Source organism: Acidimicrobiia bacterium (genome assembly GCA_040289475.1).
Classification (GTDB): Bacteria; Actinomycetota; Acidimicrobiia; order ATN3; family PSLF01; genus PSLF01.
The window spans coordinates 59,321-78,981 of record PSLF01000006.1 but is presented as its reverse complement, the minus strand read 5'-3'; the positions used below and the strand labels follow the sequence as shown (position 1 = coordinate 78,981).

The 19,661-nt window shown below is 56.0% G+C and carries 19 protein-coding genes; 4 read left to right on the top strand and 15 right to left on the bottom strand.

Annotated elements, in window-relative coordinates; translation table 11 throughout:
* Positions 1 to 412 precede the first annotated feature (412 nt).
* The 3 genes from C4318_04845 to C4318_04835 are packed head-to-tail and all read left to right on the top strand — an operon-like array spanning position 413 to position 4,549.
* Complete coding sequence (locus C4318_04845) at positions 413 to 640, top strand: hypothetical protein (GenBank protein ID MER3454470.1); 228 nt, start codon at positions 413 to 415, stop codon at positions 638 to 640.
* Between the two features lie 29 nt (positions 641 to 669).
* Entirely contained in the window at positions 670 to 2,040 is a 1,371-nt protein-coding gene (locus C4318_04840) for a hypothetical protein (GenBank protein ID MER3454469.1), read from the top strand.
* A 16-nt stretch (positions 2,041 to 2,056) separates the two neighbouring features.
* Positions 2,057 to 4,549, top strand: a complete 2,493-nt coding sequence (locus C4318_04835) for a hypothetical protein (GenBank protein MER3454468.1) — start codon at positions 2,057 to 2,059, stop codon at positions 4,547 to 4,549.
* Positions 4,550 to 4,554: 5 nt separating this feature from the next.
* Here the strand turns inward: C4318_04835 and folP are convergent, their stop codons facing one another.
* The 9 genes from folP to C4318_04790 form a co-directional block, all read right to left on the bottom strand.
* Positions 4,555 to 5,814 carry a dihydropteroate synthase gene (gene folP, locus C4318_04830; protein ID MER3454467.1) on the bottom strand — a complete coding sequence of 420 codons (1,260 nt, stop codon included), beginning with the start codon at positions 5,812 to 5,814 and terminating at the stop codon, positions 4,555 to 4,557.
* A gap of 3 nt (positions 5,815 to 5,817) precedes the next feature.
* Complete coding sequence (gene folE / locus C4318_04825; protein MER3454466.1) at positions 5,818 to 6,441, bottom strand: GTP cyclohydrolase I FolE; 624 nt, start codon at positions 6,439 to 6,441, stop codon at positions 5,818 to 5,820.
* Positions 6,425 to 8,269, bottom strand: a complete 1,845-nt coding sequence (locus tag C4318_04820; protein MER3454465.1) for a cell division protein FtsH — start codon at positions 8,267 to 8,269, stop codon at positions 6,425 to 6,427. The genes folE and C4318_04820 overlap by 17 nt, the downstream gene beginning before the upstream one ends.
* Before the next feature lie 47 nt (positions 8,270 to 8,316).
* On the bottom strand, positions 8,317 to 8,859 hold the full coding sequence (gene hpt, locus C4318_04815; GenBank protein ID MER3454464.1) for a hypoxanthine phosphoribosyltransferase: 543 nt from the start codon (positions 8,857 to 8,859) through the stop codon (positions 8,317 to 8,319).
* 103 nt (positions 8,860 to 8,962) lie between these two features.
* Complete coding sequence (gene tilS / locus C4318_04810) at positions 8,963 to 10,351, bottom strand: tRNA lysidine(34) synthetase TilS (protein MER3454463.1); 1,389 nt, start codon at positions 10,349 to 10,351, stop codon at positions 8,963 to 8,965.
* 43 nt (positions 10,352 to 10,394) lie between these two features.
* Entirely contained in the window at positions 10,395 to 11,615 is a 1,221-nt protein-coding gene (locus tag C4318_04805; GenBank protein MER3454462.1) for a hypothetical protein, read from the bottom strand.
* A complete protein-coding gene (locus tag C4318_04800) occupies positions 11,612 to 12,070 on the bottom strand; it encodes a hypothetical protein (GenBank protein MER3454461.1) in 459 nt (152 codons plus the stop codon). Before C4318_04800 ends, C4318_04805 begins: the two co-directional genes overlap by 4 nt.
* A 180-nt stretch (positions 12,071 to 12,250) precedes the next feature.
* On the bottom strand, positions 12,251 to 12,571 hold the full coding sequence (locus C4318_04795) for a hypothetical protein (protein ID MER3454460.1): 321 nt from the start codon (positions 12,569 to 12,571) through the stop codon (positions 12,251 to 12,253).
* Positions 12,480 to 13,103 carry an RNA polymerase subunit sigma-24 gene (locus C4318_04790; protein ID MER3454459.1) on the bottom strand — a complete coding sequence of 208 codons (624 nt, stop codon included), beginning with the start codon at positions 13,101 to 13,103 and terminating at the stop codon, positions 12,480 to 12,482. The genes C4318_04795 and C4318_04790 overlap by 92 nt, the downstream gene beginning before the upstream one ends.
* Before the next feature lie 91 nt (positions 13,104 to 13,194).
* Between C4318_04790 and C4318_04785 the strand changes: the two genes are divergently transcribed.
* The gene (locus C4318_04785) at positions 13,195 to 14,082 is read left to right on the top strand and encodes an alpha/beta hydrolase (GenBank protein MER3454458.1); all 888 of its coding nucleotides are present in this window, start codon (positions 13,195 to 13,197) and stop codon (positions 14,080 to 14,082) included.
* A gap of 42 nt (positions 14,083 to 14,124) precedes the next feature.
* Here the strand turns inward: C4318_04785 and C4318_04780 are convergent, their stop codons facing one another.
* The 6 genes from C4318_04780 to C4318_04755 form a co-directional block, all read right to left on the bottom strand.
* Positions 14,125 to 14,943, bottom strand: a complete 819-nt coding sequence (locus C4318_04780) for a hypothetical protein (GenBank protein MER3454457.1) — start codon at positions 14,941 to 14,943, stop codon at positions 14,125 to 14,127.
* Positions 14,940 to 15,512: a hypothetical protein gene (locus C4318_04775; GenBank protein MER3454456.1), complete on the bottom strand. Its 573-nt coding sequence runs from the start codon at positions 15,510 to 15,512 to the stop codon at positions 14,940 to 14,942. Before C4318_04775 ends, C4318_04780 begins: the two co-directional genes overlap by 4 nt.
* Before the next feature lie 30 nt (positions 15,513 to 15,542).
* Entirely contained in the window at positions 15,543 to 16,403 is an 861-nt protein-coding gene (locus C4318_04770; GenBank protein ID MER3454455.1) for a L,D-transpeptidase, read from the bottom strand.
* Positions 16,404 to 16,412: 9 nt separating this feature from the next.
* Positions 16,413 to 17,045, bottom strand: coding sequence for a threonylcarbamoyl-AMP synthase (locus C4318_04765; protein ID MER3454454.1), 633 nt, complete (start codon positions 17,043 to 17,045; stop codon positions 16,413 to 16,415).
* Positions 17,042 to 18,145 (bottom strand): peptide chain release factor N(5)-glutamine methyltransferase, encoded by a 1,104-nt coding sequence (gene prmC / locus C4318_04760; protein MER3454453.1) that lies wholly within the window; start codon positions 18,143 to 18,145, stop codon positions 17,042 to 17,044. The genes C4318_04765 and prmC overlap by 4 nt, the downstream gene beginning before the upstream one ends.
* Positions 18,146 to 18,246: 101 nt before the next feature.
* Positions 18,247 to 19,314: a peptide chain release factor 1 gene (locus C4318_04755; protein ID MER3454452.1), complete on the bottom strand. Its 1,068-nt coding sequence runs from the start codon at positions 19,312 to 19,314 to the stop codon at positions 18,247 to 18,249.
* Positions 19,315 to 19,661: the final 347 nt, after the last annotated feature.

Below are 19,661 nucleotides of genomic sequence, written 5' to 3'. Positions count from 1 at the left end.
TTCCTCTCAAGATTCCACTGGGGGCTCTATGACCAATGAGGAGACACCAAAGCACTGAGCCTGTTACTGCAAACCAAAGATAGGACGCTTTCTTCCAAGGTGCAGCTTTTAGGGAAAGAAGTTTGTAGTAGCTGCCACGGTATTTTTGGATCCCGTTTGGACCACCGGATCATAATTCATGCCAATCCTTATCTTGAAAGGTGCTCCGAACGCACCGGAAAGCGCCCGAATCATGTCAGAGCGACGGCAGCGAAGAACCGGGATCCTCGGGCGAGTGGTGATAAAACTATATGGCGCTATATAGCGCCGGACGTGGCATAGCTAGCGTACCGAGACTCTACCCACTATTGCTACCGCTGCGGGACTGACACCCTGGCACCGCCAGCACCTACCTCGGAGGACCGACTATCCTATGGATTGCTCAAGGAAATGCTGGGACAAGCGCACTACACAGATGGATCGTGACAGGCCTGAATCTGGAAAGAAAACCGCCTATCCCATGGTTTCCTTGGCTCTCACCGACGACTCCGTTTGGGTGCTTCGGACCAGGGCGTCGAGTGCGTTCCCGAATGTTATAGCGGTCGGCGGCAGTCTCCTCGTTCAATCCCTTCGATCAAATCCCAGCGAGGCGAGCGGTTGAGATCTGAGGCTGGGGCAAATCCTAAGAGAATACGACGGACCGCCCGCACTCGGACTTTAAGCTTCGGCTCCTCGAAGCGTGAGAGCCATGACTCGGCGCCGTTCTACAGCCGTTTTTCTTCTGTAGAGATCTCCGACGATTCGACAATTAACCAACCCAGTGTTGTAGACGAGATCTTCTGTCAGGACGCCAGAGATATGCACCAACTCGCCTGTAACTCTGTAGCCCTCGTGGTGACGTCACCGCCGTACTTTTCTGGTAAGGAGTACGAAGCAGAGCTTGGCGCCTCGGGTACTCCTTCCAATTACATCGAGTATCTACGGCTCCTAGCCGAAGTGTTTTCTGAGTGCATGCGAGTCTTGGAGCCTGGCGGGCGAATAGCTGTAAATGTGGCCAACTTGGGTCGCAAGCCATACAGGTCGCTGTCGGCGGACGTTGTTGGAATACTGCAGGATTTAGGGTTCCTGTTACGAGGAGAGATCGTGTGGGTCAAGGGGCGGACGACCTCGGGATCGTGCGCATGGGGAACCTTCGCTCATCCCGCGAACCCTGTCTTGCGGGATGTAACAGAGCGGGTGATCGTTGGTTCGAAAGGCCGATTCGATCGGGCGATTCCTCAGGAAACCAGGGAGCGGTTGGGCTTGCCATCTACCCCAACAATCACGAAAGACGAGTTTCTGGAGGCAACGGTCGATGTGTGGGAGATCCCCTCCGAGAGCGCCACCCGCGTCGGCCATCCCTCTCCCTTTCCGGTCGAGCTTCCCATGAGGCTGATTCAGCTTTACAGCTACGAAGGTGATGTTGTCCTTGATCCGTTCATCGGTTCTGGCACCACCGCAGTGGCTGCAGTACGCACGGGCAGGAGGTATTTGGGCTTCGACACCACCAGCGAATACGTCGTATTGGCCAAAAGACGAATCGAGGCAGAACTTCGCGCCGCCCAAAACAACCAAAGCTCAGGCGGAAAGAGGTGGCTCAGTAGGGGTGTGTCGGTCACGTCTGACGCCTTGGAGTTACTGAAAGAGGCGGGATTTGCTGATATCCGAGTCAAGCAAACTATCGGGCCCGCCCGAGTCGCGGCTGATTTTGTTGCTGTGGACTCGGCGGGAAGAAAGTGGGCATTTGCAGTGGCGGGTTCTTACACTTCGGTGCCGAGCGGGCTCTCCACAAAGGATGCGCTTTGGGATGTGATAGCCAGAGGCGCAGTGCTCCAGTCATCTCTTGGCGGGGCGGTCCAGTTGCTCGTATTGACTACCGAGCTACCCAGAAAAGGAAGCGCATCCTGGAGAATATTGGAGTCTGTCGTAGGCCGGTCCAAAGTCTTGAGAGATGTGATCGATATCGGAGATGCTTCTGCTTGCCACAAACTTGCTCTTTATGCACGAGGCGAACTGATCTGAGTACCCACCTGGTACCGTGCGACGGCGATTATCCCAGACGGCTCAAGCTGTAGGTCCGAACGTCCTCGTTCCCGAGGAGGTGCGGAGAGGACTGTTCTGGATACTCGAGAAGGGCCTCTCCGACCCGATGGCACTGTTGCTCATCGCCGCGGGTGTCACTTATGCCGTAGTGGGCAAGGCCCTCGATGCGGTGATAGCGTTCGCTGCGGTGATTCCAGTTGTGGCGGTGGGCCTGGTACTGGAAGCGAGGGCAGAGAACGCTCTCGACAAACTCAGGGAGACTACTCGCCCCAGAGCGACCGTGCTTAGAAATGGCCGTTTCACGGAGATTCTCGCGACTGAAATCGTCCGCGGTGATGTCGTTTCGGTCAAAGAGGGCGACATTGTTCCTGCCGACGGAAGGGTGATCGAGACCCGACAACTTAGCGTCGACGAGTCGCCACTCACAGGTGAATCTTTTCCGGTGGAGAAAATCGCTGCAGGCACACCTCTGGCCGATAGCTCCGCTTCTCAGTTGAAGGCCGGTAGCGTTGTCCTCGCAGGACATGGCCTTTTCATCGTCGAAGCGGTGGGGGCTGACACCGAGTACGGGAAGCTCGCGAGGGCCGTGGCTCACTCTAAGCCCGAGGCGACTCCGCTGCAACGAGCGATCCGCCGCTTGGTGTTGCAGTTAGGCGCGGTGGCGGCCATCTTTTGCGCTTCCGTCACCTCCCTCGAGCTTTTGTACGGGCACGGTATCGTCTCAGCTGTCACTGCAGGCGTGAGTCTTGGGATAGCTGCGGTACCGGAGGAGTTCCCCGTCGTTTTTACCTTGTATCTTTCCTTGGGTGCCTGGCGGTTATCTCGCCATCGGGCGCTTGTACGGAGACTTACGAGCGTCGAAGCTTTGGGATCGACGACCGTGATTTGTGCAGACAAGACGGGAACTCTGACCGAGGGTAAGCTATCGGTGGCCGAGGTATGGTCCGTCACCGGAAGCGTCGGGCGTGTGCTCGAGGCCGCCATGTTCGCCTGTGAACCGGATCCCTTTGATCCTTTAGAGAGAGCGATATTCGAACACGCGGAAAAGATGTCGGTCGACACAGCAAGGGTTCGCCGCGAGACGTTGGTTGTGGACTATCCCTTCGATCCGTGCTCTAAGTACATGTCGCACGTGTGGCGAATCAACGGAAGGTACGTTACCTTCGCCAAAGGATCCCCAGAAACGATCTTGACCCTCGCAAGAGTTGGAGAAAAAACCAGAGCAGATGCGGAGGAGTTTGCCTTGCGCCTGGCTGGAAAGGGAATGCGAGTATTAGCAATCGCAGCGGGGCCCGCATCCGACAACCCCGGTGAAAGAGGAGTAGATGAGTCCCAACTTGACTTACTGGGAGTGGTCGCGTTCGCGGATACTCCCAGACAAGGGGTGTCTTCTGCAATTGAACAGTGTAAGCGAGCTGGGATAAGAGTCATGATGATCACCGGCGATCACCCCATGACTGCTACTGCAATAGCCGAAGGTTTGGGACTTCTGGATTCGGCATCGCGACAGACCGAAGTCGGCCCCGGTGGTGTGCTGAGTGTAGCAGTCGGCGACGAGCTCGACTCTGCATCGGAGGAGGAGTTCGACCGAATCGTAAAACAGGCAGTCGTCCTGGCCCGCATTCGGCCCGAGCAGAAGTTCAGCATTGTGCGCCATCTCAAGGTCCAAGGCGAGATAGTGGCTATGACTGGCGATGGGATCAACGATGCTCCCGCCCTCAAAGAGGCGGACATCGGGGTGGCAATGGGAATGCGCGGGACGGAAGTAGCTAGGGCCTCTGCCGATTTGATCCTTCTCGACGACAACTTCGCAACCATCGTCTCAGCTATAGCACACGGACGCCGTATCTTCGACAACCTGTCCAAGGCCGTCTCATATCTCGTGGCTTTTCACATCCCTTTGTTGTTGGCGGCTCTAGTGGTCCCACTTGCGCGTGTTCCTCTGCTGCTTCTCCCGCTGCACCTGGTTCTCCTAGAGATCGTGCTGCATCCAACAGTGTCTCTAGCCTTCGAAAACGCACCACCTTCGCACGACCTCATGTCGAGACCACCTCGCAATCCCAAGGCCAACCTAGCTAGCGTAGATCGACTGGTTCGGCCGGTGATAGCAGGATCGATCCTGTTCATGGTGATGACCGGGGTTTATATAATCGCCCACGCTAAAGGGATCGCAGTAGAGGAGGCGAGAACGATGGCTTTTTCGACACTGATAGCAGGCGACATAGCCATCCTTCTGGCGGAGCTGTGTCCCGAAGAATTTTTCTGGAGAGCCGGTGCTAGGTACAATCCGGTGCTTCTTCCTCTTCTGGTGGGGATGATAACAGTGCTGTTGATCGCCGTATACTCACCGGTTGGCCGAGTCCTTCAGATGAAAGCGGTGCCGCTGTGGGAGCTCGCTGCATATGGATTGGCAGGATTCCTGGCCGTGGCGGTTACGGAGCCTCTAAAACGCTGGTCTATCCAGCAGCGCCACAACGACAAAAACTGAGTCGCTCAGGGGGACGTAAGGATTGCGTCGATGATCCTGCACACTCTAGCTATGGGCTTAACATCGTGAACTCGAACCATCCAAGCTCCCTGGAAGACAGCCCAGGCGCTGGCAGCCGCCGTTCCTTCGAGACGTTCCTCTACGGGGAGGTCCAAAATCTTGCCTATAAACGACTTTCGAGACGGTCCCACCACCACCGGAAGGCCTAAGCTTCTGAACTCCCCTAGACGCCTTAGGATCGTAAGGTTCTGCTCGGGAGTTTTTGCGAATCCGATACCCGGGTCTATGGCTATCGACTCTCTTCGAACTCCCTTCGACATAGCCCACACCGATCGCTCGGCTAAAAATTTCCACACCTCGCTCTGCAGGTCTTTGTAGTCGGTCAGCTCCTGCATCGTCTTGGGGGTCCCTCTCATGTGCATCAGGATCACGCCTGCACCCGACTCCACCGCCACATCTATCATCTCAGGGTCGTCGCGCAGGGCCGAGATGTCGTTAATTATGTGAGCACCCGCTTGGAGTGCCGCTTCAGCCACTTCCGCCGAGGAAGTGTCCACTGAGATCACGGCATCTACGCTTGCGGCAAGCTCTTCTATGACAGGCAGGATTCGACGCTTCTGTTCTTGCGCAGAAATAGGCTCGGCCCCGGGTCTTGACGAGGCGCCGCCCACGTCTATCACATCAGCTCCTTCCTTCCACATTCGGATGCCGTGTTGGACGGCCGCGTTGCGGTCGAGGAACAGCCCGCCGTCGGAAAAAGAATCGGGAGTTACGTTCAATATCCCCATGATTTTGGTGCTCGTTCCGGCGGGGATCTTTTTGTCTTTGGCCAAAAAGTTGCCTCTCAGGCCAGTGTCTCGCTCTAGCGCGGCTCGGATCACCGTACCCACCGATTTCAGATCGGGGCCCAAAAGGTCCAACCTTCTACACAGCTGCTCGAACTGATCGAGCCGGCCCATCAAGATAATGTCGCACTCTCCCTGATCGGAGTAGGCTCCCTCTGGGATAGCCGCTTCTCCTCCGATGTGGGCAAAGTGTCGCCTAAGGCGCCGTGCCACTATGTTGTGTACCGGTCCCACTTGAACGAGGCGGTATAGAACGTGATCTCGCAAGTGGTCGAGCTCTCTCTCGGGAACACCTAGAGCTGCGAGTAGTCGTGCTGCTTCTCTATATCCGACCACCCGCAGGACTCTAGCCCAGGGAGGCCCTTCGAGTGGCGGTGACTCTTTGAGTTCGAGCCGCCCCTCGGGCAAAACGGGCATCATCTTTCATGCACCTGGCCGTATAAGCGCTAGAGCCTCAGCTCTTGTGGAGACGTCGGTCTTGAAGATACCCCGAACGGCACTCGTTACTGTTACCGAACCCGGTTTTTTGACTCCCCGCATTGTCATGCACAGGTGTTCGGCCTCGACCACTACGAGTACCCCTTTCGGATTGAGCTTCGCCTCGAGCACGTCCGCGATCTGAGTGGTGAGGCGTTCCTGAACCTGCGGACGCTTCGACATTACGTCTACAAGCCTGGCGATCTTGGACAACCCGGTTATTTGCCCGGTTTCGTTAGGGAGATACGCAACGTGTGCCTTGCCTAAAAACGGCATCAGGTGGTGTTCACACATCGAATAAAGGGGAATGTCCTTTACTAAAACCATCTCGTCGTGGTTTTCCTCAAAGATCACTTCGAGGACCGAGCCCGGATCCTCGTACATCCCAGAGAAAATTTCTAGGTACATCTTTGCTACCCGCTCCGGAGTTCCTTTCGTACCGGACCGGTCGAGATCAACGCCGAGTGCCTCCATAATGTCGGTCACAGCCCCTTTGATCCGTTCTAGAGCACGAGGACCGAGATCCTTCGAGACTACGGTGTTCGCCCAGTTGTCATCCTGTGCGGTCATTTATAAGTACTCCCTCTTTTGCTAGCTGGACTACGTCGACTTCCTCGAGTATCCTGTCGAGCTCCTCGGCGTCAATCGTCTCTTTATCGAGGAGCTGTTCCACTAAGCTTTCCACTGCGTCTGTGTGGCTCTCTACTATCGAGCGTGCCTTCACCAGGGCTTCGTTGACCAGCTTGCGTACCTCACTGTCTACTTCCGCTGCGACGCTTTCGGAGTGGGAGGTTGGACTCGCCAATTCCTTGCCCAAAAACACTTCGTTAGATCTTGGCCCTATGAAGAGGGGCCCGATGGACTCCGACATCCCGTACTCTCCTACCATCTGGCGTGCCAAGGCGGTCGCTTTTTCTATATCGTCCTGAGCCCCGGTGCTGACATCGCCCAAAATGAACTCTTCAGCTGCTCGTCCTCCAAGGAGTGTAGCCATTTCGTCCAAGAGCTCGTTTCTGGTCATGATGTAGCGGTCCGCTTCCGGTAACGAAATCGTGTACCCCAGCGTGCGGCCCCGCGGCATGATAGAGATTTTGTGGATCGGGTGGCTGTTGGGCAAAAAGTGCCCAACGAGAGCATGACCGGCCTCGTGAACGGCTATACGCCGCTTGACTTCTTCCGTCAATACTCTGCTCTTTTTTTCCGGGCCTGCTAAGACGCGCTCGATCGCTTCGTCGAACTCATCCTGACCGATCGAGGGCTTTCCCGCCCTTGCGGCCAGAATTGCCGCCTCATTCACAAGGTTGGCTAGGTCTGCTCCAGTAAAGCCCGGCGTTCTTCGGGCGAGGACTTCGACGTCCACCCCCCCTTCTAGCGGTTTTCCGCGGGTGTGCACCTTCAGAATCCCGATGCGACCGTTGAGGTCGGGACGGTCAACTGCAATCTGACGGTCGAAGCGCCCCGGCCTTAGAAGGGCGGGATCTAGGATGTCCGGTCGGTTGGTTGCCGCGATCAAGATCACAGCTTCGTCGGTGTCGAAGCCATCCATTTCCACGAGGAGCTGGTTGAGGGTTTGTTCCCTCTCGTCATGCCCACCTCCGAGCCCCGAGCCCCGGTGCCTGCCCACGGCATCAATCTCGTCGATGAAGACAATAGCGGGACTCTCTTTTTTGGCCTGCTGGAAGAGACTCCGTATCCGAGATGCTCCAACTCCGACGAAAAGCTCGACGAAGTCCGAACCGGAAATCGAGAAGAAAGGGACCTTCGCTTCTCCGGCAACAGCTTTGGCAAGGAGAGTCTTACCTGTTCCGGGCGGGCCGTACAACAAGATCCCCTTCGGTACCTTGGCGCCTAGCTTTCTAAATCGCTCTGGGCGCTCCAAAAACTCCGCCACCTCTTTTAGCTCTTCGACGGCTTCGTCCAAGCCTGCTACGTCCGAAAAAGTGACGTCGGATGCCTCTCCTTTTCGTTGACGAGAACGAATCTTGGCAAACGGATTTCTGCCACCCAAGCCACCTCCGGCTGGACCGGACAGGAGATACCACAACAAGAGAGCTACCAACCCTACTGGTACGACGACCTGGACGAGATTGAAAAGAAGGGTTTTCCAGTACGGATCTTTCTGGGTACTGACCTCTAGCACCACATCGGGCTTCGTGCGGATCTTAGTGACTAGATCCGAGGTGTATTCTTTCGGAAAATACACGAGGGCCTTCGATCCATCCGAGTACCAAGCGTCAGCTCTGCCGTCTTTTTCGTAAAGCCGAACACGGATCACGTTTCCGGCTTCGAGACCGTTTTCGAAGTCACTTAGAGATACGGGCTGAAGGGCAGAGCGCGCCTTGTAAGCACGGATTAGAAAAGCCGCCGACGCAAGCAGTGCCACTAGAAGGAAAAGCACTGCGGTCTTTTGTAAATCCTTGAAAGTCTTCCTGCGCTCCTCTGCCACTAGGTCTCCTGGAGGGCTGCGATGTACGGTAAGTTCCTGAAGCGTTCGGCCAAATCCAATCCGTAGCCGACGACGAAAACATCGGGGATCTCGAAGCCCACGTACTTTGCGTTGACCTCTTTTACGCGGTGTTCCTGCTTGAGCAGAAGGGCGCACATTTCCACGCTCGCGGGGGAACGGGCCTGAAGGACACGCTGAAGATACGTGAGCGTGAGGCCAGACGAGACGATGTCCTCGACTATTATCACGTCCTTGCCCGTGATGTCGGCATCGAGGTCTTTGGTTATGCGGACGATGCCCGAGGATTTGGTGGCTGCTCCATAACTAGAAACGGCCATGAAATCAAAGGCTACAGGGATGTCGATATGACGACACAGATCGGCCATGAACACAAACGCACCTTTTAGGATCCCAACCAGAACCGGTTTACGACCGGCGTAGTCTCTGGAAATTCGCCTTCCGAGCTCGGCTACTCGCTGCTGGATCTGGTCTCCAGTAAGGACAATCTTCAACCCAGCATCGACTGCCGCCTGGGGCGACATAGCCTCTACCAATTCCAGGCCCAATAAGTCTCTTTGACCAATCTTGCCGTCTTTGTGCATCGTCTGTACTCTGGCGCAGTGAGCGTTTAGCATTGCCCAAGCATCACATTGGTTCACTAACGAGGTGCAAAGCTTCTTCGTCTCCTTCTTTTACGGCAGCCTCGTTTGAAATCCTGTGTCCTACTACCCAGACTATAGTTCCCTCTGGCTTTGCGAGCACTGGCACGAAAAGTCGCTCGGTCTTGCACAAGCCCCTCTCCGCCAAAAAATCGGCCAAGGGCTTCGACCCCTTCAACCCAAAGGGGCTGAACCGTTCACCAGGTGATGGAGGGCGAACCAATACCGCTCCCGCAACCGAAGCGGAGACCACAGCCTGGGAGGACCTCGCGCGGTCGAAAAGCCGATGCCGGTCGACGGAACCCAGAGAAATACGGCGTGCGGAGATTCTAACTCCGAAAGAGGGTGCCTCGATCTCTCCAGGGATCGTTCCTGGAAGCGGGGGTGGAGCTGGAAGGTTTGAAGCCCGCAGGAGAACCCGCTTTGCTTCGCGTGCGAAGACAAATCCATTGCCTAGATCAGCTATACCTCCTCTGTCGGCAACGTGCAATGCCATGGCGACGAGCCGCGACGGGGGGGGCGGGCTAGCGGCAAGTTTTTCAAAGCCCAGCCGCACGACTCGCCGCGCAATGGCAGCGGGCAGTTGAGTAAACCAAGAAGCGTCCGCAACCAAGGCTGGGTGAGTTCCAATGCGGGTCATATGCGATTGGATCTGAGAGGAAGCGAAGGCATTTAGAAATTCCGCATCGTCTCTCAACAACTCGGTTTGCCTCAGAAGGGATTTTTTGAAACCCTCTCCCAAAACTTCTTCTAAGACAGGAATGGCTCGGAGGCGCACCTTATTGCGAAGAAGTGACAGATCCAGATTGGTCGGATCCTCTACGTACGAGATGCCTTCTGCCTGACAGGCATCCCTTATGTCTCGCTTCCAGATATGGAGCATGGGCCGCACGATCCTACCCGATCGGCGGGGAATGCCTTTTAGGCCATCGAGGCCGGCTCCTCTCGCCAAGTTGATAAAGAATGTTTCTACTTGATCGTCTGCTGTATGGGCTGTGAGTATCCACTCGCATCCCCTTCGATCTGCAGCCTTTTCAGCCTCTTCGTATCGGAGTGCCCTGGCTGCGGTTTCGAAGGAGGCGCCGGGGTGCACATCGGGTTTACGGCGCACGACTTCGATGGGCACTCCGAGGTGTTGTGCGAGAGCACATGCTGCTCGAGCGTCTGTTTCCGAGCCTGCTCTCAGGGCGTGATCCAAGTGGAAAGCGACCACGTCGGCCCCGAGCCGGGCGAGAGCCCATAGAAGAAACGAAGAATCGGGACCGCCCGACACCATCACCAGATAGGGAGAGCTCTGGTCGAGGTGAATCCCCGCCTTCCGCATTCCCTCTGCCACGTCCTCTGGTCCGAGTGTTAGCGACCGCCCATCGTTCATTGTCTCGCTCACCCGATCGAGACCAGGCGCCGCCAAGGTGGCCCTAGGCGGTCACCCGGGCTAGCCAGCGTGGTGGATCCTCTATTTCTTCCAGGGTAGGAAGGTTGGCAGGGTCGTTCCATATTGCGCAAAAAGTCCTTAGGCCGGCCCGTTCTACTACAGCCTTTACGAAGCGCTCCCCGAGCTCGTACTGCTTGAGCTTGGTATCGATCCCGAGGAGTCGAAAAAGTATTCTCTGAAGACCACTAGAGGCCCGACGCTCTCTCAAGATCTGGGACATCCGGCGCGCATCGGGAATTACCCGTTCGCCTATGGTGTCCATCACGAAGTTTCCGTGGCCTTCTAAAACGCACATCAGGGCTTGGAGTCTTCGCATTCGTTCCAGCTGCTCATCGCTGGCAAACATGCCGGCTAGACCGGTATCGCCGAGTGGATCGCGGCCCTGAATAATGGCTTCGGCCATCCGCCGGAGAGCGGATGCGAAGGCCTTCGGGTCGATGTAGGAGCCAGCCATTAGGTTCTCGACTAGGTCGTTGAAGTATCCCTTGAGCCACTCCACTCCCGTGAACTGTGCTCGGTGAGCCGTCTCATGGAGGGCTATCCACATTCTGAATTCTTTACGCCCGAAGCCGAACTGGCGCTCTGCGTTTACGATGTTGGGCCCGACGTAGTAGACCGAGTCCTTTCCATCCTCGGGAAGTACGAGGTCGTACTGACCCAGAACCCTTTTTGAGAGAAACCCCAACACGATACCTATCTGTGCGGAAACGACACTGCGTGCAGCTCCTCTAACCGCCGAAAGGCCGGTTCGCACGACGTCGTCGATTATCGATGCATACGCGGGCAAAGTAGATGCGGACCGAGACAATGCCGGAGAGGGTGGGGTCAGTCTCGCAGCAACTGGGCTAAGGTAGTGACGGAAGATAGCAATGTTTGCTTTTACCCATCCAGCCCTGCTGATGACTAGAACTCTGGCTGGGCCTGCCTTGGGATATAGTCCAGTAAGTTCGCTAACTAAAAGCTCGGCGAAGGAGGTGGCTCCTTCAAAGTCCGCGATGAGAGTGGAAACACCTTCAGTAAATCCAACTGGGGGTGCTCCTGCGAGCCGGGTGGCAACGGCTTCTACTATTCCCCAATCAAGATCGACTTCTCCAACGGACGGCTCACCGTGGTGGGGTGCGTACCCCGACTCCGAAGGGGGCATGAGCGCGAGCGGCCCCGGGGCACCACCATAAGGGCGCCCACCGGCCTCGACTAGGCTCATGATGCTCTCTTGTATCGGGCGCGAGTCACCTTCATGACATACCAGATTACGACGAATGCACCCAACGCCACCGTCGCGGGGAGCATAGCCTTACCTACCAGCAGAGTCCAAGGTTTGTCTTCTTTTTCTTCGAAAACCCGCTTGGGTGCATCGGGCCTCACGGTCACTTGCGCGAGGGTAGGTGACACTATCTTTGGTTGCCGTTCAAAAGTTGATTCTGAAATTACAGATAAGAGCTGCCGCGCAGACTCAAGAACCGATATGTTGCCCGCGTAAAGTTGGGCCGTTCCTGAAACGGGGAGTACTTCCCCAACCGACGCTACAGGCGTGACCTGAAATGCTGCAACTGCGATAATCACTGACCCCAAAACCGCTACAAGTAAAGCCCTACCGAGTCGAGCTGCTGGTCTTCTTTCGACCAGAAAGCTGCTTTGGTCCCATTGCTTTTCACTCATCACAAAGTACCTCCGCGGACAGCTTCGGCTGGCAAGTCTAAGTGAGAAAAAGGCGGTGCTCCAAGCCGCTCACAACAGACGTGACCGATCCCCGTCGCAGTTCGTCCAGAAAGACCACTCGTTGTTACTCAGTCGAAAAGAGGATCGGACAATGCATCCTCGTGTTCGGGCTCAGCATACTCACTCGAACTCTGCGAGGATCATTCTCCTTAGACGCTCTTCGAATCCATCTGGGCATCCTACGCACTGACATGCCCGCTCGATAAGCTGCTTCAGTTTGCGCTCGAACTCGTACCGTCTCAAGCAGTCCGGACATGCTTCGATGTGCTTGGTGACCCGCCAGGAGACCACCTTGCTGGCCTCTCCGTCGATTACAAGGTATATAGCCTTGGTAGTCCTACGACACTCCTCATTCACCGTCCGCGTCTCCCCGTCCCTGCGAGACGGCTTTCGCTGTCTCGTGAGGTGGCTCAGCTGAAATGAGTCCCCGTTCCATCGCATACTCGTACAACTTAGCCTGGAGCGCCTTCCGACCACGGTGGAGGCGTGACATCACTGTGCCTATAGGGACATCCATGATCTCTGCGATTTCCTTGTAGCTGAAGCCCTCTACGTCAGCTAAATACACGGCGAGGCGAAAGGGCTCGGGAAGTTCTTCCATTGCTTTTTTAACCGCGTCGTCAGTGAAAGTATTCAGGAGCTCCTCCTCAGCGCTTCGAGCTGCCTCAGCTGGAGCTGCCTCACCGAGACGATGGTATAGGTAGAAGTCTCCTATATCTTCTACTTGAGTCTCTTGAGGTCTTCTTTGCTTGGCCCTGTACATGTTGATGAACGTGTTCATGAGGATCCGATATAGCCAAGCCTTTAGGTTTGTGCCCTCTTTGAAACTGTCATAGGAGCGGAAGGCTTTGAGAAATGTCTCTTGTACTAGATCCTCAGCATCTGAAGGGTTTCGAGTCAGGTTGAGCGCCGCGCCATATAACGACTGGGCAAATGGAAGTGCTTCTTCTACGAATTTCGTCTTCTCAGCCAATTGGATGCCTTGAACTCTAGAGTCGTCCGATCATACAGTCTTTTGATTGGTAGCCTATAGGCGCCTACAACAACAGCGCGAACATTTGGAGATGTCACTGTCGCTCAAATCAAAGTTATTCGTCCGTTGCAGGATAGGGGGGAACGCTTTCACTGTCGAGCCCGGTGAGCGGATTCCCGAAACACTTCGCTTTCCTGCGACATCAGGGTCCCCAACTAAGGCGGCCTGTGTTTTCTTACACGCTTTCCCCTTGGACTCTCGGATGTGGGAGCCCGCGCTGGAGTGGGCATCGATCAGAGGCTATCCATCTTATGCTCTCGATCTTCCAGGCTTCGGGCGATCCAAGGCCGCCAGGGATTTTCTAGAGATCATTGATATGGAAACTGCAGCCCGGACGGTGCTCGATTGTCTCGATGCGCTCGGCTTGCAGCAAGCGGTGCTAGTTGGGTGCTCTATGGGCGGATATGTCATCTTCGCAATGCTGAGACTCCGTCCCCTAGTAGCAAAAGGACTACTCCTGTCGGACACCCGAGCAAGTGCCGACACCGAAGAGGCGAGAGCTGCAAGGTTCAGGGCCATTGAGACAATAAAGTTGGGCGGGCGCCATGAGTTTCTCGAATCGATGCTACAGCGTCTACTTTCATCGGATAGGTCGCTCACAGACGACGTGGCACGCTGGGTTGCCAAGATCATGAACGATCAAGAGGACGAGACCCTCGTGGCGGCGCTCCACGGCCTGGCCCAGAGGCGAGACTCCACAGGACTTCTCGGTAGTATTCGGGTACCCACCGCTGTGGTAGTTGGAGACTCGGATGCTCTGGTAAGCGTGGAGGAGGCGCGCGCTCTGGCTGAGTCGATACCCTCAGCGACCCTAACGGTAATTGCTGGCGCTGGCCATTTGCCGAACCTAGAGGCACCCGAAGCTTTTCACCAGGCGTTAGGATCGCTTTTGGCGCGGGTCGAAAAGAGAAGTTCTTAGCAGCTCGAGGGGGGCTTTCTAGCGAGTTTTTGACGCACAGTGCTATCCTGCGGAGTGCGGCGGTTCTTGTGGGTTTTCCGGCTCCCAAGGGGGGCGGGGTGTAGGGCTTAGCGTGCCCACTGCCTCGGGCCGTCTCGGTGCAACGGTACGAGCTGCCGCTCCGTTGAGTCGCTCGTCCAGTGCGGCAGCCTCTTCGAGTTGACGGTCCGCTTCTGCATACAGTTCGGGGTGAGATTCCCTGGTGATCATACGAAGGCGTCTACGCGCTGAGTCGAACTCCGAGTAAAAAAGAGCCAGGGCATTACGGGCTGCCTCGAAGCGCTCGTCGTCGGCGAGGAGCTTCGCCTCTTCGAGCCTCTCTCTGGTATTGGCCAGTGCCACGCGCGCTTCGGCTTCGGGGCCACGCGCCAGCCATTGTCTGACGCTCTCATCCGCCCGCTTGAGCTTCCACAGCGGGTCTCCGGGAAGGGAGTTCCGAGAAATTTCATAAGCGGGAATAAGCGCGGCTGTGAACAATGCCAAGATAGCTACACCTAGCCAGAGGCGTCGGCTCCTGTGACGGGTTTTGGGAGCAGTACCCCAGAGGGCCAAGGCCTCGGAGATCGCTTTTCGCTTTTGTTCAGCTTTTATTCGGACCTCTAACAAGTCGCTCTGTCTGTACAAGGTCTTGAGAGCGAGGGTAACTTGCTGATTGTTGTGTTGGTGGGTCGACCCTCTAGCCGCTCGCGATCGCGTGTCATCCTCTAACGATTCGGAGAGAACGAGAGTTAGGTGCCGTTTGTCCTTCCCGACGTCGTTGGAAGGTGATGTGTCATCGCTCATCTGGTCTGCTCCAGCACCTTTGCCTTTCTGTGAACTCACTCTTGGAAGGCTCCGAGCCAGTATCCCAGCTCTTGCAAAGCCTCGGTCTCCATCGCCGCGACGTCGGAGGAAGGCTTCCCCAAGACAAACACTACCTCGCTTCTGGTCAGTCCGGAGATAAATCGCAACACGACGTAGTTCTGCCAGAAGGGGGGTAATTGGCGAATGGCTGCGGCCAGCTCGTCAGCTGACTGTCGATACTCAAGCGTTTGGGTTGTGGCCTCGTCCAGAAAGTGCGGGGGGAGATGATGTCCCACAGATGGAAGGGCCTGTTTATAGTCACGTTCGAGCAGAGCCCACGCAACCGACATCATCCATGCTCGCAATGAAGGGGCGTCGGCTTGTGCATGAGGTACGGATGCAAGGACCGTGGGAACTACGGCATCTGCTATTTGCTCAGCGACGGTAGTGTCTCTCGTAGAGAAGAATAGAAGCCTAAAGAGGGGGGGATATAAAACGTCATAGAGGGTGCCCAGAGCGTCGGGGTCCCTGTTCATGGCGAGCTCGACGATGTCGGGCTTGCCCGAGTTTTCCGATGAAGGTTCGGATTCGGAGCGGTCCGCTTGCACGATAAAAGGTGTTTGGTAGGCGACGCGATATCAATCCTCCATTATCTCAACCGGAGTCCCAAGAGGTAGAAGACCTACGAGCTTTTCGATGTCTTCGTTGCGAAGGCGGACACAGCCGGCAGATACTTCCTTGCCTACAGAGTCGGGCTCGTTGGTACCGTGGATTCCAATCACCTGTGGCTCTCCATCGGGACCGTATACCGAGTTGGAGTAGCCATTGAGCCCAAAAGCGTAACTGCCCCATGGCCCCGCGGGATCCGTTGGTTGGAGGAGTTCTTTTATGTAGTATCTTCCTCCCGGTGTAGGGGTGTTCTTTCGTCCTATGCCGGCTGGAAACGAAAAAGCGAGCCTGCCTCTCTCCCAGACCTCAAGTCGCTTGGACGCCAGGCGTACTCGCACTACGTGCTCGACTCCGTAGAAGTTAACCTCTGAGGTGCGTATCCACCCAGTGGAACCATTTGGTGGTCCCGGCAACATAACCCGTGCCCACCCTTTTCGAACTTCCAGCACCAGGAATGTCTGGGGGACTCCATGTTCGTTCGTGCGGGAAAGCACTGAGGTAGGCGTGAGTGACTCGGGAAAGGCAAAGATCCCGATGGTGTCGCTGGCTACCTGGGCCGCAATAGCGTTGTAAGTGGTTATCGCTAGTGGATCGGTCGCACTTCTTTCTTCAGGCGCAACTATGAGAGCACCGGGAGGCTGGAAGCCCGTCTCATCTGAGGAGGGGGGCACAGACTTAGTGCCGGCGAGGCGCGACGATGCCAACACGGCCACGATGGCGGTTCCGATAACTACACCACCTATCGCTAGACGTCTAAGCATATGGCTTTTAGCTGCCGCGCCCCGGGTTCGGTCGAGCGGCAGTTCCGTCTTGTGGCTATCTTCGGGCATCGTCCTCGCTCATCTGAGTTTGCCAAGGAATTCCGCGGCGGAGATTGCCCCTTCCCTCAAGATTTGAGGATCGGAAACGAGGCTGACTACGGTAGAGGGAACTTCGGTGGGGGATGGCCCACCGTCGACGTACAAATCTACTCGGGATCCGAAAGCCTCTACTGCTTCGGTAACCGTTTTGGCCTCGGGAGCTCCGGATGCATTGGCACTCGTCGAAGTTATGGGTCCTGCCCTGAGGCAGATCTCTGAGACAAACCTCGATTGTGGCCACCGGATGCCGATCGTGTGCGGGTCACCGCCCAAGTTCCAAGCGATCCCGGGGCGCCGCTTCAATATCAATGTCAGAGCCCCTGGCCAAAAAACGGAGGCCAATCTCTCCGCCTCAATATTGAGCTCAGCCACGGCTCGTGCCTGAGAAAGATTCCCAACAAAGACTGGTAGAGCTTTCGAAGTATCTCGTCCTTTTAGTTCGAAGACACGGCGTACGCCGGCCTCCGATTCGGCAGCAGCGCACAGACCGTACACGGTGTCGGTGGGCAGGACAGCCACGCCGCCTTTTAAAAGAATATTTACGACCTGCTCGACAAGAGCTGGGTCGGGAGGGTCCGTAAGTACCTGGATCGCAACGTCTCGAGTGGTCATCTGCAACTTCCGTCTGACCCTATGTTGTTCTCAAGCTCTCCGGTTCCGTCCCTCGGAACCCAAGGCGAACCAGTTCTCTGATAGCCAATACAAGCCATGTGAGTGGTTAGCCCTGCGGCGGCGGGAACGGCGCTCAGATGCCTAGCGTTCACAAACTCAGCATGCAGCTTCGATGCTACGATCACTCTTGGCCGCCCTTGGAGGTCGTAGACGGGGGGCGCAAGTTTCATCCGATGGCGCAGAAGTTGCTCTGCGAGGGCGGGATCTTTTGTGATCCTGTCGGCCTGATCAGCGCCGATTTCCAATGCGACCATGCCGGTGGGAGTAAGCAACCGGGGAGTTACACATAGCAAGTACCGCAGGTACCGGAGGCCGTCTCCTCCACCGTCGAGTGCTGCGGGTGGATCGTACTGCCTGACTTCGGGCTCCAGGGCTTCGATGGCATTTGAGGGAATATAGGGGGGATTGGACACGATTACGTCGAAGGGTTGTTCTAGATACTCGCGGAAAGCCGATATCCAGCTACAAGCGACGAAAGACACCCGTTCTACGAGCCCCATCCGCTCAGCGTTTCGCTTTGCGCACCTGAGGGCGTGTTCGGAGATGTCAGTCGCTACGACCTCGCAGTGTTCGGCCTCGGAAGCAATAGATAAAGCAATAGCACCCGATCCGGTCCCAAGATCCAGTACCCGCGCCACTCGGCTACGACAGTGTCTCCGAATGTGGTCCAAGGCAACCTCGACGAGAATTTCTGTTTCCGGCCGCGGTATGAAAACGCCTCTACGTAGCCGTAATTCGATTCGTCGAAATCCCGCTACGCCTGTCAGTAGTTGCAGCGGCACGCGTCTCTTCCGCTGGGCGACGTACTCGAAATAGGTAGAACGCTCTGCACAGGATGCGACTTGGCGAAAATGTAGTGCCAGCCTTGAGAGCGAAATTCCCAAGACATGAGCCGCGAGCTCCTCGGCATCTCGTCTAGGGGAGTGGACACCAGCCGTTTTTAGCTGCCTGGTAGCTTCGGAAACGAGTTCAGCCCAGACGCAAGAGTCCAACGGCCCAAAAGCTTTTTCACGTAGCTGTTTTGTGGTTACTCGGGCCATGGTGTCCTCGGTCTCTGTCTCAATGCTCTCTTATGCACGATTGTGACACTCGGGGCGACGAAATGGATTGCCGGCCGGGGGCCAATATCGCATATCCGGGCTCACTCGACCGATGCAAGCAGCTCGGCCTGTTCGAGCTCGAGGAGGGAGTCTATGAAGAAGTCGAGATCCCCTGCCATGACCTTCTGGATGTCGTGGATGCTTTTGCCTATGCGGTGGTCCGTTACCCGGTTTTGGGGAAAATTATACGTTCGCACCTTCTCGGAACGGTCCCCCCGACGGATCTGCGCTCGTCTCTCTTCAGCGGTTTTTTCTTCCTGCTTTCGGCGCTCTAGAGCCAACAATCGAGATCGAAGTATCCGCATAGCGCGATCGCGGTTTTGTATCTGACTCTTCTCGTCTTGACAGCTGACCACGATTCCTGTGGGCAGGTGTATGATGCGCACTGCTGAGTCTGTCGTGTTGACCGACTGTCCTCCGGGGCCGCTCGACCTGAACACGTCGATTCGAATATCTTTCGGGTCTATTTCAACCTCGACCTCCTCTGCCTCAGGGAGAACGGCGACTGTTGCTGTCGAGGTGTGTATCCTCCCGGACGACTCTGTCACTGGAACCCGCTGCACTCTGTGTGTGCCAGCCTCGTGTTTTAGCCGTCTATAAGCGCCGGGTCCCTTGACCGCGAAGATGATCTCGTTGTAACCACCGATTTCATTAGGAGAGGAAGACAAAATCTCGGTGCTCCACCCTTTTGACTCGGCATACCGTTCGTACATACGAAAAAGATCCCCAGCGAACAGCTTTGCTTCGTCACCTCCAGCCGCACCCCGGATCTCCACTATTACGTCCCTTTCATCGGCTTCGTCCTTGGGTAACAAAAGCCGACGGAGCTGTGCTTCTAAATCTTCGAGAGCCCGTTCTTCTCTCGCTATTTCTTCCTTGAGGTACTCTCTCTCCTTGGGGTCCTCCTCGGTGCTCAGCAGCTCTTTGGCCGCTTCGATATCTTGATAGGTCTGACGGTAACGAGAGAACTTATCTACGACTGGTTGCAGTTCGGCATGTTTGCGGGCCACTTCGGCTAATCGCGCGCGATCCTTGGTAAGCTCGGGAGAGGCCAGCTCCCTCTCGAGCTCTTCATGCTTTCTTTCCAGCTCCTCCAATCGTGAGATCAGATCCATGCGCCCTGGCCCCAAAAGTACTGAAGTAAAGGATAAACGCCTACTAACACTGCCGGTTATAACGGATCGTTTCCCAACACGCCGGCCTAGTTTACAAACGACGGCTGGCTCAGCCGTGTTCCATTGATCGCAGCTCGAGCGAGCTCTTAACTGAAGTTTCGAGGCATAATCGGTAATATTCAATTAAAAAATCATGGTTGAAGTAAGGCATAAGCGAGTTCATATGTTTGGTCATTGATAGCAAGCTGAAAACCCAATTTCAAGCATGTTTTTGGCCTGCAGATTAATCTGTCACGAAAGTGATAATAACGATGTGTGTGCATCGTTCTAGAATTTAGCAT

Coding starts and splice junctions, on each gene's coding strand:
- folP (MER3454467.1), bottom strand. CDS start 5,814: ATGATGCCCGTTTTGCCCGAGGGGCGGCTCGAACTCAAAGAGTCACCG.
- C4318_04785 (MER3454458.1), top strand. CDS start 13,195: ATGTCACTGTCGCTCAAATCAAAGTTATTCGTCCGTTGCAGGATAGGG.
- hpt (MER3454464.1), bottom strand. CDS start 8,859: ATGTCGCCCCAGGCGGCAGTCGATGCTGGGTTGAAGATTGTCCTTACT.
- C4318_04770 (MER3454455.1), bottom strand. CDS start 16,403: ATGCCCGAAGATAGCCACAAGACGGAACTGCCGCTCGACCGAACCCGG.
- C4318_04800 (MER3454461.1), bottom strand. CDS start 12,070: ATGAGTGAAAAGCAATGGGACCAAAGCAGCTTTCTGGTCGAAAGAAGA.
- C4318_04845 (MER3454470.1), top strand. CDS start 413: ATGGATTGCTCAAGGAAATGCTGGGACAAGCGCACTACACAGATGGAT.
- tilS (MER3454463.1), bottom strand. CDS start 10,351: ATGAACGATGGGCGGTCGCTAACACTCGGACCAGAGGACGTGGCAGAG.
- C4318_04805 (MER3454462.1), bottom strand. CDS start 11,615: ATGAGCCTAGTCGAGGCCGGTGGGCGCCCTTATGGTGGTGCCCCGGGG.
- C4318_04765 (MER3454454.1), bottom strand. CDS start 17,045: ATGACCACTCGAGACGTTGCGATCCAGGTACTTACGGACCCTCCCGAC.
- prmC (MER3454453.1), bottom strand. CDS start 18,145: ATGGCCCGAGTAACCACAAAACAGCTACGTGAAAAAGCTTTTGGGCCG.
- folE (MER3454466.1), bottom strand. CDS start 6,441: ATGACCGCACAGGATGACAACTGGGCGAACACCGTAGTCTCGAAGGAT.
- C4318_04795 (MER3454460.1), bottom strand. CDS start 12,571: ATGCGATGGAACGGGGACTCATTTCAGCTGAGCCACCTCACGAGACAG.